This window comes from Algoriphagus sp., from assembly GCF_046296635.1.
Taxonomy (GTDB): Bacteria; Bacteroidota; Bacteroidia; order Cytophagales; family Cyclobacteriaceae; genus Algoriphagus.
In genome coordinates this window covers 299396-315718 of sequence record NZ_JBKBKZ010000001.1, presented here as the reverse complement: position 1 = coordinate 315718, position 16323 = coordinate 299396, and the positions used below count along the sequence as shown (strand labels likewise).

16 protein-coding genes are annotated in these 16323 nt (G+C 40.0%); 14 read left to right on the top strand and 2 right to left on the bottom strand.

Annotated elements, in window-relative coordinates:
* Positions 1 to 14 precede the first annotated feature (14 nt).
* Together ACK4HU_RS01400 and ACK4HU_RS01395 are read left to right on the top strand one after the other, a co-directional pair.
* Positions 15 to 830: a 2,3,4,5-tetrahydropyridine-2,6-dicarboxylate N-succinyltransferase gene (locus ACK4HU_RS01400; RefSeq protein ID WP_409803043.1), complete on the top strand. Its 816-nt coding sequence runs from the start codon at positions 15 to 17 to the stop codon at positions 828 to 830.
* A 322-nt stretch (positions 831 to 1152) separates the two neighbouring features.
* Entirely contained in the window at positions 1153 to 1755 is a 603-nt protein-coding gene (locus ACK4HU_RS01395) for a tetratricopeptide repeat protein (RefSeq protein ID WP_409803042.1), read from the top strand.
* A gap of 169 nt (positions 1756 to 1924) precedes the next feature.
* Here the strand turns inward: ACK4HU_RS01395 and ACK4HU_RS01390 are convergent, their stop codons facing one another.
* Positions 1925 to 2641: a molecular chaperone DnaJ gene (locus tag ACK4HU_RS01390; protein WP_409803041.1), complete on the bottom strand. Its 717-nt coding sequence runs from the start codon at positions 2639 to 2641 to the stop codon at positions 1925 to 1927.
* Between the two features lie 209 nt (positions 2642 to 2850).
* On the opposite strand from ACK4HU_RS01390, the gene ACK4HU_RS01385 reads away from it, so the two are divergent.
* The 6 genes from ACK4HU_RS01385 (at position 2851) to ACK4HU_RS01360 (ending at position 9319) form a co-directional block, all read left to right on the top strand.
* Positions 2851 to 3258 (top strand): DUF4332 domain-containing protein, encoded by a 408-nt coding sequence (locus ACK4HU_RS01385; RefSeq protein ID WP_409803040.1) that lies wholly within the window; start codon positions 2851 to 2853, stop codon positions 3256 to 3258.
* Between the two features lie 82 nt (positions 3259 to 3340).
* The gene (locus tag ACK4HU_RS01380; protein WP_409803039.1) at positions 3341 to 4876 is read left to right on the top strand and encodes a helicase HerA-like domain-containing protein; all 1536 of its coding nucleotides are present in this window, start codon (positions 3341 to 3343) and stop codon (positions 4874 to 4876) included.
* 34 nt (positions 4877 to 4910) lie between these two features.
* Positions 4911 to 6116: an NAD(P)/FAD-dependent oxidoreductase gene (locus ACK4HU_RS01375; RefSeq protein WP_409803038.1), complete on the top strand. Its 1206-nt coding sequence runs from the start codon at positions 4911 to 4913 to the stop codon at positions 6114 to 6116.
* A gap of 4 nt (positions 6117 to 6120) precedes the next feature.
* A complete protein-coding gene (locus ACK4HU_RS01370; RefSeq protein WP_409803037.1) occupies positions 6121 to 6468 on the top strand; it encodes a hypothetical protein in 348 nt (115 codons plus the stop codon).
* Between the two features lie 136 nt (positions 6469 to 6604).
* Positions 6605 to 7567, top strand: coding sequence for a YheT family hydrolase (locus tag ACK4HU_RS01365; protein ID WP_409803036.1), 963 nt, complete (start codon positions 6605 to 6607; stop codon positions 7565 to 7567).
* Between the two features lie 234 nt (positions 7568 to 7801).
* Positions 7802 to 9319: an FMN-binding glutamate synthase family protein gene (locus tag ACK4HU_RS01360; RefSeq protein ID WP_409803035.1), complete on the top strand. Its 1518-nt coding sequence runs from the start codon at positions 7802 to 7804 to the stop codon at positions 9317 to 9319.
* On the opposite strand, the gene lhgO is transcribed toward ACK4HU_RS01360, so the two are convergent.
* Positions 9320 to 10522 (bottom strand): L-2-hydroxyglutarate oxidase, encoded by a 1203-nt coding sequence (lhgO, locus tag ACK4HU_RS01355; protein WP_409803034.1) that lies wholly within the window; start codon positions 10520 to 10522, stop codon positions 9320 to 9322.
* Between the two features lie 338 nt (positions 10523 to 10860).
* Between lhgO and ACK4HU_RS01350 the strand changes: the two genes are divergently transcribed.
* The 6 genes from ACK4HU_RS01350 (at position 10861) to rplT (ending at position 16315) form a co-directional block, all read left to right on the top strand.
* Positions 10861 to 11424: a hypothetical protein gene (locus tag ACK4HU_RS01350; RefSeq protein ID WP_409803033.1), complete on the top strand. Its 564-nt coding sequence runs from the start codon at positions 10861 to 10863 to the stop codon at positions 11422 to 11424.
* Positions 11425 to 11571: 147 nt separating this feature from the next.
* Positions 11572 to 12777 (top strand): 6-bladed beta-propeller, encoded by a 1206-nt coding sequence (locus ACK4HU_RS01345; protein ID WP_409803032.1) that lies wholly within the window; start codon positions 11572 to 11574, stop codon positions 12775 to 12777.
* 281 nt (positions 12778 to 13058) lie between these two features.
* On the top strand, positions 13059 to 15005 hold the full coding sequence (thrS, locus tag ACK4HU_RS01340; RefSeq protein ID WP_409803031.1) for a threonine--tRNA ligase: 1947 nt from the start codon (positions 13059 to 13061) through the stop codon (positions 15003 to 15005).
* 87 nt (positions 15006 to 15092) lie between these two features.
* A complete protein-coding gene (gene infC / locus ACK4HU_RS01335) occupies positions 15093 to 15644 on the top strand; it encodes a translation initiation factor IF-3 (protein WP_409803030.1) in 552 nt (183 codons plus the stop codon).
* A 24-nt stretch (positions 15645 to 15668) separates the two neighbouring features.
* A complete protein-coding gene (rpmI, locus tag ACK4HU_RS01330; RefSeq protein ID WP_409803029.1) occupies positions 15669 to 15863 on the top strand; it encodes a 50S ribosomal protein L35 in 195 nt (64 codons plus the stop codon).
* A gap of 107 nt (positions 15864 to 15970) precedes the next feature.
* Positions 15971 to 16315, top strand: coding sequence for a 50S ribosomal protein L20 (gene rplT / locus ACK4HU_RS01325; RefSeq protein WP_409803028.1), 345 nt, complete (start codon positions 15971 to 15973; stop codon positions 16313 to 16315).
* The last annotated feature ends 8 nt before the right edge of the window (positions 16316 to 16323 follow it).

Below are 16323 nucleotides of genomic sequence, written 5' to 3'. Positions count from 1 at the left end.
AACTAAATAAAATAATGGAACTGAAGACTATCATTGAAGCAGCCTGGGACAACAGGGAATTATTAAAGGAAAAAGAAACAGAAATAGCAATAAAGACCATCATTGCAGATTTGGATGCCGGTAAACTACGAGTGGCTGAGCCCTTGGAAGACGGCAACTGGCAAGTGAATGATTGGGTGAAAAAAGCGGTAATCCTTTATTTCCCAATTCAAAAGATGCAAACCATTGAAGTTGGACCATTTGAATTCCATGATAAAATGGCCCTCAAAACCAATTATGCCAAGCAAGGTGTGCGTGTAGTTCCTCACGCTGTAGCTCGTTACGGGGCTTTTTTGGCGTCTGGAGTGGTGATGATGCCAAGTTATGTTAATATCGGAGCTTACGTGGACAGTGGCACGATGGTTGATACTTGGGCCACCGTTGGCTCTTGCGCTCAGATCGGCAAAAATGTTCATTTAAGTGGTGGAGTAGGTATTGGAGGAGTTTTGGAGCCTGTTCAGGCTGCTCCCGTAATTATTGAAGAAGGAGCATTCATTGGTTCGAGAGCCATCATTGTAGAAGGAGTAAGAATCGGCAAAGAAGCAGTAATCGGTGCAGGAGTAACCTTGACAGCCAGTTCAAAAATCATAGATGTCACAGGTTCGGAACCTGTAGAATATAAAGGTTATGTTCCTCCTCGCTCGGTTGTAATTCCAGGTTCTTTAGCCAAAAACTTCCCAGCTGGAACTTATCAAGTTCCATGCGCTCTTATCATAGGACAACGTAAAGCTTCTACCGATCTCAAAACCTCACTCAACGATGCGTTAAGAGAAAACAACGTAGCAGTTTAAATCGAAAAACATGAAATCAAGCATGACGCCTATGTCACACACTGGGATGATTATCCAACTTGCGAAGATTCCACCTGCCTTCCGGCAGGCAGGTGTGGCCTTTAAAAAACAAATTATAAACACATGAAATGCCCATGAGAAAAGGTTCTCACACAGGGGAATGATTATTTCGGGCATTCCATATGGCCTCTAAAAAACAATTATAATCATATGAAATCAAGCATGACCCAAAGCGACACACAGAGGGATGATTATAGACCATGCGAGATTCCACCTGCCTGCCGGCAGGCAGGTGTGGCCATAAAGAAAAAATTATAAACACATGAAATTATTCCAAAAAGCCCTAATCGTTACGCTATTGTCCAGTTCGATTTGGGCCTGTACTGAAACCAAAAAAGATCCTGCTGACACCTATTTTGAAAGAGGCAATTATGAGCTTGCAGCTCAGAAATACACAGAGAGTCTTAAGCTAAAGCCTACGGATGTTACTTTATTGTACAACCGTGGGAGAGCATTTCAGGAATTGGGAGAAATGAATAAGGCTAGAGTTGACTTTGAGTCAGCTTTAGCTTATGATCCAAACAACTTTCAGATTTTACTTAGTTTATCCGCCGTTCAGTTGGAAGAAAAAAACTTCGCCAGTGCCTTACTTTATGCAACCAAAGCTGAGGAGATTTCCGGTGCACCAGCTATGGCTTCTTTCTTGAAAGGAAGAGCTTTACATCAATTGGGATTACCCGAAGATGCACTTAAAGCCTATGGTGCTGCAATCCAAGTCGATAAAGATTTTGCTCAGGCTTATTATAACAGAGGGTTATTAAAAGTTGCATTGAATAGAAATAAGCAAGCTTGTGAAGATTTTAAACTTGCTTCTGTCCTCGAATATTCGGGGGCATCGGAAGCTTTCAATAAATATTGTAAGTAATATTGAGGCTGTTTAAAATAGGCTTATCGGTGTCAGCCTGACCCTTCGACTCCGCTCAGGGTGACAGGAGTCGAAGGCCATTTCCAGTAAATTAAGCTACATTTCGACTACCTGCCTACCGGACAGGCAGGCGATCAATGTGACAATCGAAACTTATGAGACAGTCTCTTTACTTTTTAGTCTCCGAGGAATGATCATGTTCCTTGTGATCGCAAATGGCATCGGATGCGATATGCCCGGAACCCATGCATGTTTTGCAATCACTAACTTCTCTACCTGAGCCTTCGCATTCAGGGCATGTCAAACGGCCTTTTCCGGAGCAGCGCTCACATTCAAAAAACTCCACAATATTAAAGACATTGACTTTTTTGATTAATCCTGAAGCTGCGCACCTACTACAGCCTACGATGCCTTTGGATTTGCAGTAATTACAGTCCTGCTCGATTTGCTTAGATCCATCACAGGTAAAGCATGAGGCAAATCGATATCCTCTTCTGTCACACAATTGGCAAGTTTGAATTTCTTCAATAGGTTTTTTCAGCTTTTCCTGAAGCTCTTTTGCTCCTTGGTAGTTCTCACCTTTGAATCCAGTCAATTCCAGATATTTATTCAGAAAATTGGAGCTGTTATCAAATTGACCTAATTGAAAAAGTGTCTCCGAAAAATAATAGGGCATTTCATCAGGAAGAGGTAAACCGGAGTCGATTAAATTCCTGAAAATTGAATTTGCGGTTTGATAATCTTTTCGTTCAAGAGCTGCCAAAGCACCTTTCATCCATCGGTCAGTTTGACCAAGATTTGGACCTGACTGAGCGAAAGATTCAAACGAAGGCAAGGCCAGTAGAATGAAAAGTATAAATCGAAAATATGAGATAGGAATGTTCAAGGTCTTGCTTGGGATAATTTAGACTAAGTAAATAACACTTTTTGTTAAGCCAAAGTTAAAATTTGTAAGCGGACTGTGAAGATTATTATTTTTCATTTTGTCCAAAGAAATTTTTTTTATTTTGGATATCGTAAAATAGATTAGCTTTCGATGCGAAGGTTAATTTTTATTGGTTAACAATTTTTCTCAAAAAATCAAAAACAAAAAAAATGGCAAAAACGATCACTATGATCGAAGGTATCGGTGAAGTTTTCAAGGGAAAACTCGCCGAAGCAGGAGTGACTTCAGTAGAGGGACTTCTGGAAAAGGGTGCATCAAAATCCGGTCGTAAAGCAATCGCAGAAGCGTCTGGAATTAATGAAGGTAAAATCTTGGATTGGGTCAATATGGCCGATTTGTTTAGAATTAATGGGGTCGCAAGCCAATTTGCAGAACTCCTGAAGGCAGCTGGAGTGGATACTGTAAAGGAACTGAGAACCAGAAATCCTGAAAATCTTCACGCTGCATTAGTTAAAACTCAAGACGAAAAAGGCTTGACTCGTGTCGTACCTCCTCTGTCCAAGGTCGAGGATTTTATCACACAGGCAAAAAGTCTTGACCCGGTTGTCACACATTGAAATTAAGGAAGGATTAATCATTAAAGAACCTTGAGGCAACTCAGGGTTTTTTTGTAGTTTGGAAGTCAAAACTTTTCCACCAATGAACAAAATAGACCAGTTTAAAACCATATTGACTGAAGGTCAGGCTTATAAAAAAGATTTCATAATTCTCGGTACAGGTATATTGGATGGTGAGGCAGTAACCAACTGCCATATCAAAATACCGCTGAAAACGATGAATCGACATGGGCTTATAGCTGGTGCAACAGGAACTGGAAAAACAAAAACGCTTCAGGTAATCGCAGAACAACTCTCGCTGAAAGGTATTCCTTCAGTTTTAATGGATCTTAAAGGTGATTTGTCAGGCCTTGCGATGCCAGGAGCATCTTCTGATTTTATTCTGAAAAGATCTGCTACCATCGGAGTGGATTATACTCCTCAAGGTCTTCCTGTGGAGCTGATGACTATTTCAAAAGAAAAAGGCGTTCGACTCAAAGCCACAGTATCTGAGTTTGGTCCGGTCTTGATTTCTCAAATTTTGGAAGTGAATGATACACAGCAAGGGGTAATCGCTCTAGTATTCCGATACTGTGATTTACATCATCTACCCTTGTTGGATTTAAAAGACTTCAAGCGCGTCCTTCAATTTGTTTCCAACGAAGGCAAAGAAGCTATTACCAAGGAATTTGGGCAGGTCTCTTCTGCTTCTGTCAATACCATCATGCGAAAAATCATCGAGCTGGAGCAGCAGGGAGCAGATCGGTTTTTTGGTGAGCGTTCGTTTGAGGTAGATGATTTTGTGAGGACAAAAGATGGAAAAGGAGTCATTTCGGTTATTCGATTGACAGATATCCAAAGCAGTCCCAAACTGTTTTCCACTTTTATGCTGAGTCTGCTTTCTGAAATCTACGAGACATTTCCCGAGCAGGGAGATTCGGATCAACCGAAACTCTGTCTCTTTATTGATGAAGCACATTTGGTGTTCTCTAGTGCTTCAAAAGATTTATTGAATAAAATTGAGACGATTATCAAATTGATAAGATCCAAAGGAGTGGGAGTCTTCTTCTGCACTCAAACTCCAACGGATGTACCTGACAGTGTTTTGGGCCAATTAGGGTTGAAGGTTCAGCATGCACTACGGGCTTTTACAGCCAAGGACAGGAGAGCAATCACTAAAACAGCGGAAAACTATCCTGATTCCCCTTTTTACAAGACTTCAGAAGTGTTGACCGCAATGGGGATTGGGGAGGCATTGATTACTGCCTTGAATGAAAAGGGTATCCCAACTCCATTAGCGCATACATTAGTAAGAGCTCCGATTAGCAGAATGGATATTTTGGATGATTCCGAAATCACCCAACTGGTATCCAAATCTCAGCTTGCTTCCAAATACAATCAGGAAATCGATCATGACAGCGCCTTTGAAATCCTCGAGCGGAAAATGGAGCAAGTGCAAAAGGAACAGGAAAAGGCCAAGCTGCCTGGACCTCCTCCAAGGACAGGGACGCGAACCAAACAAGATGAATCTTTTATAGGCGAATTAAGTAAAAACACCATGGTTCGTCAGATGGGAAGAACACTATTTCGAGAATTGGCAAGGGGTATTTTAGGCTCATTTACCAGTAAAAAGCGTTGAGTCTAAATCATTGTATTTTAACGAGATATTCAAATTGAAAATCGCTATAATAGGTGGGGGAGCGGCAGGTTTTTTTGCTGCTATACATGCCAGTGGGATAGGCAGAGAGGTGACGATTTTCGAAAAAAGTCCTAAGCTTCTTTCCAAAGTAAAAGTCTCCGGCGGCGGGAGATGTAATGTCACACATCGACCGATGGAGATATCCAAACTCGTGAAGAATTATCCTCGGGGCGAAAAATTCTTGAAGAAAGTCTTCCGACACTTTTCCATTCAGGATACCATTGAGTGGTTTGAATCACGTGGAGTTCCTTTGAAAGTTGAACAAGATGGTAGGATGTTTCCCACTACTGATTCTTCTCAGTCAATCATAGGTGTTTTGCTCGCTGAAGCCGAAAAGCACAAAATTAAAATTCTCATAGCCACGGGAATAAAGGAGTTAAACCCTACAAAATCAGGATATGAATTGATCACTGATAAGGGTGTTTTCAGAGCAGATGCGGTGGTAATAGCCTCCGGAGGCCATCCTAAATCTGAAAGCTATTATTTTCTTAACTCATTGAATCATAATATTAATAATCCCATACCCTCATTATTTACTTTCAACACTCCTGGAGAATCGATTCGCGAATTGATGGGTGTGGCTGTATCAGATGGCCTAGTCAAAATCGAAGGCACAAAACTCAATTACAGGGGGCCGGTTTTAATAACACATTGGGGTGTCAGTGGTCCCGCTGTCTTGAAATTATCCGCCTTTGGTGCCGAATGGTTGCATGAGCATCATTATCAAGCTCGGGCAATTATCAACTGGAATGGCAATTTCGGAGAGAATGAATACCTACAACAATTAATCAATTATCAAAAAAGCCATCCCAATCGAAAGGTTTATTCTCATGTACTTTTTGATACCCCTTCGAGACTTTGGGAACACTTTTGTGCTAAGTCAGAGATCGAATCAAATCAACTGTATGGAAATTTGCCAAAAAAACACCTAAACAGATTAGTGCAAAACCTTTTTTGCTATATTTTGGAAGTAAATGGAAAAACTACTTTTAAAGAAGAATTCGTCACAGCAGGTGGGATTTCTTTGGAGGAAATTAATCCAGATACAATGCAAAGCAATTATCACCCAAACCTATACTTTGCCGGGGAGGTTCTGAATATCGATGGAATTACAGGTGGCTTCAATTTTCAAGCCGCTTGGTCGACTGGATTTCTTGCAGGAAAGTCAATAAATTATTAAATCTATGAGTAGTTTCTACCCGGAATTGAATCTTAGAATTCTGGAAATGGCTGAAGGCGACGAAGAGTTTAGAATTGAACTCACCTCGGCGATATACAATGGATTAGTTGAACTTCAATCCAAATATTCTGAGGGTATAGAAGAAAAGGACGAGATTAAAATTCAACAGATTCGTCATAAAATTAAGCCTACACTTTCGATGTTTGAATTTGAAGATTTGACGGAATGTCTCACTGAGGGAAAATCGATTCTGGAATCTGAGGGTTTTGGAAATGCCGCCAAGGCTCATTTTCAAGTATTTTCTCAAAAAGTTGAAATCGCAATTGCTGAAGTAAATAGGCTTTTAAACTAAAAAAGGAGCGTGCACATGCAGCTCCAATTCTTATAATTAAACCCTATGATGAACTTTACATTCCAAAAGTAAAGTTTGCAATCTAAAATTTGATTACCCCAAAATGAACTTCAGGTGAAGTTTACAGATTGAATTAATGCCTATAATTCCAAGTACATATCGAAATCCTCCCAGGCATTTATTTAATGGTCATTTAGAGACGATCGTTCCTAGTTTGCTAAGAAAGGTTCATGGGGTTCTCTATCAGCGAGAGAAAATTGAAACTCCTGATGGAGATTTTTTGAATTTGGATTGGTCAAAAGCTGGAAGTAAAAAGCTGCTGATAGTTTCACACGGACTTGAAGGTGATTCAAGACGGCATTATGCGATGGGCCTAGTCAAACTTTTCGATCAAAATGAAGTAGATGTAGTTGTCTGGAACAACCGAACCTGCGGGGGAGAAATTAATCTGAAGCCAATACTTTATCATCATGGTGCGAGTTATGACCTAAACACGGTGATCGAACACATTATTTCATCAAAACAGTATGATGAGATCTTCCTTGCCGGAATAAGTATGGGTGGTGCACAGACCCTAAAGTATCTAGGGGAAAAAGGAAGTGATCTTCCCGAAGAAATCAAAAAAGCAGCTGTGTATTCAACGCCCTGCAATCTTCCATCGAGTGCAGCAACTTTAAAATTGAAAAGAAATCTTTTTTACAAGAATCGTTTTTTGGGGAAACTGAAGAAAAAATTGGAAGCCAAAGCCCTTCAGTTTCCTGATTTGATTGATTTAAATTTGCTCGGAAGGGTGAATGATTTTGATGTCTTCGATACCCATTTTACAGCCAAATTGCACGGCTTCAAGGATGCAAAAGACTTTTACCAATCCGTAAGTGCGGATAATTGGATGCATCAAATTGCAATCCCGACTTTGATAATCAATGCCTTGAATGATCCTTTGATTGGACAGGAATCCTACCCAGTGAAACTTGCTGAATCCAAGTCAGAAATTATTTTGGAAATGCCCACTAGAGGAGGACACACTGGATTTAGTATTGTTGGACAAGAATTCACGTGGGCGGAATATCGATTTTTGACTATGTTTTTGGCTAAATAGAATATTTTTAAGCTGTATTTGCGCTTCTTTGTCAGTGGATTAAAATGAAAAATGTAAATAGGCTTAAAGTCTAATTTGTCCTTACCATCCTTCTTTATTAAGTGTCTATTCAAGCGATAGGCATAAAGCCAAAGTCAATTGCCACTAGTCTTCCGACCCGAAAAATGGAAAAATCCACCCATCTTTTGAAAATCGGATATTAAAAATATTTGAATATCAACAACTTATAAAGTCATGAGAAAGCTATTTTACTATTCAGTAATTCTATTGTTTGCACTTACATTATTTTTTATGTGGTTTTATGAGTTTAGAGTATTCAGTATTGGAAATTTTGTATTGCTGACTTTGGGATTTTTGACTGCTTTGGGAATTTATGATTCCTTCCAAACCAAGCATGCGATCTTGAGGAATTTCCCTGTTGTCGGACATTTTAGGTACATATTGGAATCCTTTACCTCAGAAATCCAGCAATACTTTATTGAATCCAATACTGATGGCAGACCTTTCAATAGAAATCTTAGATCATTGGTCTATCGAAGAGCAAAAGGTTTAAATGACACGCTTCCTTTTGGTACTCAAAAGGACATCAATGACGAACATTACATCGCACTAAGACATTCGATATATGCCAAAGGGCCTGTATCTGACGATATCCGGGTAACAATAGGCGGTCCGACTTGCCTTCAGCCTTACTCTGCTTCCATTTTTAATATCTCAGCCATGAGCTTTGGAAGTTTGAGTTCGAGTGCAGTTTCTGCATTGAATCAAGGGGCCAAAAAAGGAAACTTCTTTCATAACACTGGCGAAGGAGGGATTTCATCCTATCACCTGGAAGGGGGTGATTTATGTTGGCAGATTGGTACGGGTTATTTTGGTTGCAGAGCCGATAATGGCTCGTTCGATCCAGATAAGTTCAGAGAAAAAGCAGCACTTCCTTCCGTGAAAATGATTGAAATAAAACTTTCTCAGGGAGCAAAACCAGGACATGGGGGAGTGCTTCCAGGAATCAAGAATACGCCTGAAATAGCAGAAATAAGAGGTTTGATGCCAGGAACTACAGTTCTCTCTCCTCCAGCACACAAGACATTTTCAAATCCCGAAGGATTGATCAAATTTGTCGCACAACTTAAAGAGCTTTCGGGAGGTAAACCCGTCGGATTTAAACTTTGCATCGGAAGAACTGAAGAGTTTATCGAAATATGCCAAGCGATGGTCAGCCTGAATAACTGCCCTGACTTCATCACAATCGACGGCGCTGAGGGAGGAACAGGGGCCGCACCACTTGAGTTTTCAGACAGTGTTGGTTTACCGCTCGAACCGGCATTAATTTTCGTCCGCGTTACCTTGGATCGATTCAAACTGCGGGATAAAATCAAAATAATCGCTTCTGGTAAGGCCCTCAGCGCTTTTTCGATTGTAAAATTTATAGCCCTTGGTGCAGATATCTGTAATTCTGCCCGAGGATTTATGTTTAGTTTGGGCTGTATCCAAGCACTAAAATGTAATACAAATCAATGTCCAACCGGTGTGGCGACTCAAAATCCGGCACTTGTAAGGGGGCTGGTTGTAACGGAAAAATCAGAGCGAGTCAATAATTTTCATAAGCATACGGTACACGCTGTCAAAGAATTGGTAGGGGCGAGCGGACATACTCACACATCAGAATTGACTATCCATGACTTAGTCAGAGGAGATGAAATGGTAGCCATGGCCAATAAATACTTTCCTGATTCGGTTCTTAACCACATATAATTAAGAAAAACGTTTCAAGGCCATCTCAGCAACAGTGCCTCCGATCGAAAGCGAACTTGTCGCAGCTGGAGATGGGGCGTTTAGAACATTGATGGCGTATTCAGATTCTCTGATGGCAAAATCATCCAACAAGCCTCCGGTTCGATCACAAGCTTGTGCCCTAACTCCTGCGCCACCTTCTATTAAGTCAGATTCCTGGATCTCCGGAATTAGTTCCTGTAGCGCTTTGGTAAAGGCTGACCTGGAAAAGGAGCGGTAAATCTCACCGAAACCAGTTTTCCAGTATTTTGCTGCTACTTTTTGGAATCCTGGCCAAGCCAATGTTTCAGCGAATTCTCCGAAGTTGATTTGGCTCTTTTTATAGCCCTCTCTTTTGAATGCCAAAACAGCATTTGGTCCAGCTTCTACGCCTCCTTTCATCATTCGGGTGAAATGAACGCCAAGAAAAGGGAAATTAGGATCCGGCACAGGATAAATTAAGTTCTTTACCAAGTATTCCTTTTCTTTTTTGAGCTTAAAATATTCTCCTCGGAACGGAATGATTTTGATATCATCAAATGCCGAATCATTCATCTGTGCGACCTTGTCCGAGTAAAGTCCCGCACAGTTGATTACCAGCTTGGCTTCAAAGGTTTTATGTGAGGTTTCGATGTAATTGATTCCATCCTTATGATTAATATTCAATACTTTATGATTCAGAAAAATTTCTCCACCTTTCTGAATTATTTTTCTACCATAGGCTAAAGCCACTTGAAAATAGTCCACTATTCCAGTCTGAGGAACATGTATCGCCGCCACCCCGGCGCAATGAGGCTCGTATTCTTTAAGTTCTTCCAAAGAAATATAACGTGTACCTTCCAACCCATTTTGAAGTCCGCGTTCCCAAAGGGTTTTTAGGAGAGGCTTTTGTTCCTCTTTGGTTGCTACAACCACTTTTCCGGTTATCTCAAAGGGGATTTTTTCAGCTTCGCAAAACTTGATAAGCTCATGATATCCATTGATACAATTAGTGGCTTTTAAAGACCCTGGTTTATAGTAAAGTCCTGAGTGAATCACACCGGAGTTATTTCCTGTCTGATGTTTTGCCAGCTGATCCTCTTTTTCTAAAATGGCAATTTTGAGATCAGGCCGGGCTTTTTGAATTTTCATACCTGTGGCCAATCCAACGATTCCACCACCAACAATCACTACATCGTAAATCATTATTTCACTTATTTGGCTTCAAATATACAGGTCGAAAAGTGAATCATCGAGAATTTATTTGGCATGATAAATCCAAACCTAAAAAACAGCTAGGCTGTTTACTTAAAAAAGTTTGGATTGAATAAAACTTGAGACAGATATATAATTTTTCAAGAAAACGCCTTCAATGATTCGATATTTTCTTTTTCAGGTTTCTTACTACTAAATATTTGTGTGTAAAAAAAAAACTTTAATTTATTGGAAAATTAACTTTTATAAAGGATTCGCTGACTTAGGATGTACTTTAGATTGTCAATTCTTTAGGGTCAAAGAAGCCAGTTTTACTAAGCCATTTTGCCATGAACTTCTCTTCCAAATCAGTGCCCATCGGATTTTTTCTGGTTTTCCTGACACTATTTCAATCCACTTTTGCTCAAACCGAATCCGAAACCTTCACAGCAAAAAATGCGGTTTACCTTGAAGTAGGAGGGAGTTCTGGAAGATACGCGATAAACTATAGCAAGATTTTTCATCAAAAAGGGAAACTAAAACTAAATGCCAGTGCAGGTTTTTCTATGTGGCGTAATAAATCAAATGATTTCAAGACCATTTGGCTTCCCGTTGTTCCATTAGAAGTCTCTGCCCTATATGGCAAGTCAAAGCACCATCTGGAAATGGGCTTTGGATTTATTTCACTCTTAGATAGAACTTTAGATTTTGATTCAGAATCATTAGAATTAGAAGATAAAGTGGTCTTTAATGCTGCTATTCCTTTAAGAATTGGTTACAGATACCAAAAACCTGAAGGTGGATTCTTTTTTAGAGTTGGCTATACTCCATTTATTAATTTTCCGGAAAGAGAAGGGAAAAGCTGGCACTTCTTTCCTTATTGGGCAGGAATAAGTTTTGGAAAGAGTTTTTAAGTAGTAGAAAAGGCTTTTTGAGATAACAGGAAATGATATCAATAATTTTTTAACTTCTTGGATGATCCCAGGTCAAAACCATTTCATGTGAAATTGAATGCACAGTTTATTCTTTAGTTTATTCAATCTTTTCCTTATTTTGTGAGGATGAAGAAATCAAGTTTACTTTTAGTTTTTCTCCTATTCACATTCCTTTTTTCTTGTTCAAATTCGATTCAAGCGCCAGAGGGATTGGAAATAGTTAAAATCGATCTTTCCGAAGCTAGAGAGGGGAAATTATCAGAATTCTTTGAACCAGAAATCGAATACATATGGCTCAAGGATGACTCTGAAGACGCTCAGTTAAGTGGGGGATTGCAAAAAATATTTTTTCATGAAGGCAAAATATTTGCCATTGATATCAATCACTGCCAATGTGTAAAATTTTTTGACATAACAGGAAAATACTTCGCCGAAATCAACAGTTATGGAGAAGCGCCCGGTCAATATTCAGAGTTTAATGATGTGACTATTGTCGGAGAAGAGGTCCTGTTACTGGGAGTATATCCTCCGAAATTGATGTGGTTTAGTCTTGACGGGGAATTTCTCAGGGAAGAGAAATTAACTAAGCCAATTGATTCTGGAGTATATGTAAAAGAAAACGACCGTTTTTACTTCTTTCACGATACCAGAGATTCAGGAGATCATTTTGTATTGAGTGTTAGTAGACCTTTTCAGGACACCATGAAATCCTTGCCTTTCAGTAAAGACCGATATTATGGAAACTTCTCTTCGATAAAATTATTCCAGAAATCCAAAGAGTCAATTTATTTCGGGATGTCTTTTAATGATACAATTTACCAGTTAGATAAAGGGCTTTTAAATCCAAAACTAGTTTTTGACTATGGTGAGTATGGGCAAAGCATTGAAGAACTAAGAAAGAATGGGGAAAATCTGAATCCATTGGAAGAGCTTAACTTTTTTGTCAAAAAATCAAAATTGAGCTTTGTTCCCAATCAAAGGTTTATAACCGAATCGCAGTTTTATTCAGGCTTTAGGTACCAGGGTGAACCCTTCAATGTGTTTTTCGACAGAGAAAAACAAATAACCCGGGTACTCAAGGGTAGAATTTCGGATGACCTTGACGATGGATATAATCCTAATGGAATATTGTACCAGTTTGACCAATTGAAAGTGGGAAATCAAGTTCCGGGCAAAGATCTCTATGAAATTCTGGAAAAAAAGAAACAAGAGCTAGGGCATGAGGGCTTTAAGGAGTATACGATGGCAAAGAGTCGGAACTTCGCAGGTACAGCATTTGAAGCTAAGGACTCTGAAAACCCCGTCTTAATTATTTACACCGTAAAGAAATAGAAGAACATTTCAAGATTCCCTTTGCCTAAATTTTTCCTTTGCAGGATGGTTATGCATATTTGTGGCACAAACCCGAAATATGCATTAGTAATTCTATTGCGGGATTTACTTGTTTCAAAATCAGTCACTGCGTTGCTGTTTTCGACTTCACCATAGCGGTGCTATGCCTCAGTCTCCAAACAACCTGATTTTTTTTGCAATTAAACCCCTCATAACGAACCCTAATGCATAATCCGGGTTAAACGCTTTGCCTGTTTGTATGGGCAGAAAAACTAAGATACATGTCACAACAAATTAAAATTACCCTTCCGGATGGCTCTGTGAAGGAGTATGAAAAAGGAACAACCGGGCTACAGATTGCTGCAAGTATCAGCGAGGGTTTAGCACGAAATGTTCTCGCAGCCAAAGTCAATGGCCAAGTTTGGGATGCTACTCGAGCAATCCAGGAAGACGCTAGCCTCCAATTGCTTACTTGGAATGACGGAGAAGGTAAAAACACCTTTTGGCATTCCTCGGCCCACTTGATGGCAGAAGCTTTGGAAGCGCTCTATCCGGGCATAAAGTTCGGCATTGGCCCTCCAATCGAAACGGGTTTCTATTACGATGTGGACTTCGGCGATCACAAATTGGAAGGGGAGGAGCTTGAGAAAATCGAGCAGAAAATGATCGAACTCTCAAGAGAAAAAAGCGATTTCATTCGAAAAGAAGTAGGAAAAGCAGAGGCAATCGCATTTTTCAAAGAGAAAGGTGATGAGTATAAACTTGATCTTTTGGAAGGTTTGGAAGATGGTTCCATCACTTTCTATGAGCAAGGAAACTTCACTGATCTTTGCCGTGGCCCACATATTCCTAATACCGGATTTATCAAAGCTGTCAAGCTGACCAATATTGCCGGAGCGTATTGGAGAGGGGATGAGAAGCGAAAAATGTTGACTCGTATATATGGAGTCACTTTCCCTAAAGCCAAAGAACTTCAGGAATACTTGACTTTACTTGAAGAAGCAAAAAAACGAGATCACCGAAAGATCGGTCGTGAGTTGGAGCTTTTCACTTTCTCAGAAAAAGTAGGAATGGGTCTGCCGCTGTGGCTTCCAAAAGGAACACTTTTACGTGAGCGACTGATTAGCTTCATGAAAAAAGCACAGGATAAGTCAGGCTATCAACAGGTGACTACTCCTCACATTGGAAGTAAGGCTTTGTACGAGACTTCTGGTCACTATGAAAAATACGGGAAGGATTCTTTTCAGCCGATCACTACACCGCATGAAGGTGAGACTTTCTTGCTGAAGCCGATGAACTGCCCTCACCACTGTGAGATTTACAAGCATAAGCCACGATCTTACAAGGATTTGCCGATTCGCTATGCTGAGTTTGGTACCGTTTACCGCTACGAGCAGAGCGGGGAATTGCACGGATTGACCCGAGTTCGAGGTTTTACTCAGGATGATGCGCATATTTTCTGTCGTCCGGATCAGGTAAAAGAGGAGTTTATCAAAGTGATTGATCTGGTGCTGTATGTGTTTAAAGCTTTGGGCTTTGAAGATTACACAGCACAGATTTCACTGAGAGATCCCGAGAAAAAGGAAAAATATATCGGTACGGATGAGGCTTGGGAAAAGGCTGAATCAGCAATTATTGAAGCTTCTGCTGAAAAAGGACTAGAAACGGTAACTGAACTTGGCGAGGCAGCTTTTTACGGGCCTAAGTTGGATTTCATGGTAAAGGATGCCTTAGGTAGAAAGTGGCAACTTGGAACCATCCAAGTGGATTACCAATTACCTGATCGATTCCAATTGGAGTATATCGGTTCGGATAATCAAAAGCACAGACCGGTGATGATTCACAGAGCGCCTTTTGGTTCTTTGGAAAGATTCGTTGCCGTGCTAATTGAGCATTGTGCAGGTGATTTTCCGCTATGGTTATCTCCTGAGCAGATCAATATTTTACCTATTTCAGAAAAATATATTGCATACGCCGAGGAACTCAAAAGTATCTTGGACGATGCTGATATTGCGGGAAGCATTGACAACCGTGATGAAAAGATCGGTCGAAAGATTCGCGATTCAGAAGTGAAAAAAGTGCCTTTCATGCTGATAGTAGGGGAAAAGGAACAAGAAGAAGGTAAAGTTTCTGTCCGAAAACACGGTCAGGGGGACTTGGGCAGCTTTACACCGGCCGAGTTTATAACTTATTTTCAGAAGATTATTTCAGAATCATTGAGTAAGTAGTAATTAGCTAATATTTTATTCTGCTTTTTAGAATTAGAAATAATTCCGATATTTGCAGTCAATTTCAATAAAAACAATAGAAAACACTTGAGAGAAAGACAACCACCTAGAGGTCGACAAGAAGAACCATATAAGGTAAATCAAAAAATCAGAGCTCGCGAAGTAAGAGTAGTAGGAGATTTCGTCGAAGGAGGGAACGAAGTATTGCTTCTAGAAAAGGCAATTAAACTGGCTCAGGACAATGAGCTGGATCTGGTTGAAATTTCACCGACTACCAATCCACCTGTTTGTAAGATTTTGGACTATGCCAAATTCAAATACGAGCAGAAGAAAAAGCAGAAGGAAATCAAGGCCAATGCGGCTAAAGTTGTTTTGAAAGAAATCCGTTTCGGACCTAATACCGATGACCACGATTACAATTTCAAATTGAAGCATGCGATCAGCTTTCTAAAAGAAGGTGCTAAAATTAAGGCTTACGTACATTTCGTTGGTAGATCTATTGTATTCAAGGAAAGGGGAGAGATGCTCTTGTTGAAATTTGCTCAGGCTCTTCAGGATTATGGAGTGGTAGAACAGATGCCGAAATTGGAAGGAAAGCGAATGAACATATTCGTGGCTCCAAAACCCGGAAAAAAATAATTTCAACCAATTAAATACAGCAAAATGCCAAAAGTAAAAACCAAATCCAGTGCAAAAAAACGGTTTGCCCTAACGGGAACCGGTAAAATCAAAAGGAAACACGCCTTTAAAAGCCACATCCTGACAAAAAAATCTACGAAGCGTAAGCGTAACCTGACCAAAACCGGTTTGGTACATGTAGCCGATGAAGGTAGAGTGAGAGATATGTTGAAGATCTGATCTTCCTCAAAACCTCTTTTAAAATTAAGGTTCATTAATTCACCAGATGCTCTGGTAAAAAAGATCTCGAGTAAATCGGGGCACCAAGCGTCAAAAATCAAAAAACTATGCCTAGATCAGTAAACGCTGTAGCGTCAAGAGCAAGAAGAAAAAAAATACTTAAAGCCACTAGAGGTTACTTCGGAAGAGGTAAAAATGTGTGGACAGTAGCAAAAAACAAGTACGAGAAAGGTCTTCAGTACGCATACAGAGACCGTAAAGCTAAGAAAAGAGAATTTCGTGGCTTATGGATTCAACGTATCAACGCCGGTGCAAGAATGCACGGTGTTTCCTATTCTCAATTGATGGGTTTGCTAAAGAAAGCAGAAATCGAACTTAATCGTAAGGTTTTGGCTGACTTGGCAATGAATCACCCAGAGGCATTCAAAGCTGTAGTTGAAAGAGTAAAATAAGGTCGGCA

Bases quoted from the DNA above. Each gene is read 5' to 3' on its own strand.
- ACK4HU_RS01400 (WP_409803043.1), top strand. From the start codon at position 15: ATGGAACTGAAGACTATCATTGAAGCAGCCTGGGACAACAGGGAATTA.
- ACK4HU_RS01395 (WP_409803042.1), top strand. From the start codon at position 1,153: ATGAAATTATTCCAAAAAGCCCTAATCGTTACGCTATTGTCCAGTTCG.
- ACK4HU_RS01385 (WP_409803040.1), top strand. From the start codon at position 2,851: ATGGCAAAAACGATCACTATGATCGAAGGTATCGGTGAAGTTTTCAAG.
- ACK4HU_RS01380 (WP_409803039.1), top strand. From the start codon at position 3,341: ATGAACAAAATAGACCAGTTTAAAACCATATTGACTGAAGGTCAGGCT.
- ACK4HU_RS01370 (WP_409803037.1), top strand. From the start codon at position 6,121: ATGAGTAGTTTCTACCCGGAATTGAATCTTAGAATTCTGGAAATGGCT.
- ACK4HU_RS01365 (WP_409803036.1), top strand. From the start codon at position 6,605: ATGCCTATAATTCCAAGTACATATCGAAATCCTCCCAGGCATTTATTT.
- ACK4HU_RS01360 (WP_409803035.1), top strand. From the start codon at position 7,802: ATGAGAAAGCTATTTTACTATTCAGTAATTCTATTGTTTGCACTTACA.
- lhgO (WP_409803034.1), bottom strand. From the start codon at position 10,522: ATGATTTACGATGTAGTGATTGTTGGTGGTGGAATCGTTGGATTGGCC.
- ACK4HU_RS01350 (WP_409803033.1), top strand. From the start codon at position 10,861: ATGAACTTCTCTTCCAAATCAGTGCCCATCGGATTTTTTCTGGTTTTC.
- ACK4HU_RS01345 (WP_409803032.1), top strand. From the start codon at position 11,572: ATGAAGAAATCAAGTTTACTTTTAGTTTTTCTCCTATTCACATTCCTT.
- thrS (WP_409803031.1), top strand. From the start codon at position 13,059: ATGTCACAACAAATTAAAATTACCCTTCCGGATGGCTCTGTGAAGGAG.
- rpmI (WP_409803029.1), top strand. From the start codon at position 15,669: ATGCCAAAAGTAAAAACCAAATCCAGTGCAAAAAAACGGTTTGCCCTA.
- rplT (WP_409803028.1), top strand. From the start codon at position 15,971: ATGCCTAGATCAGTAAACGCTGTAGCGTCAAGAGCAAGAAGAAAAAAA.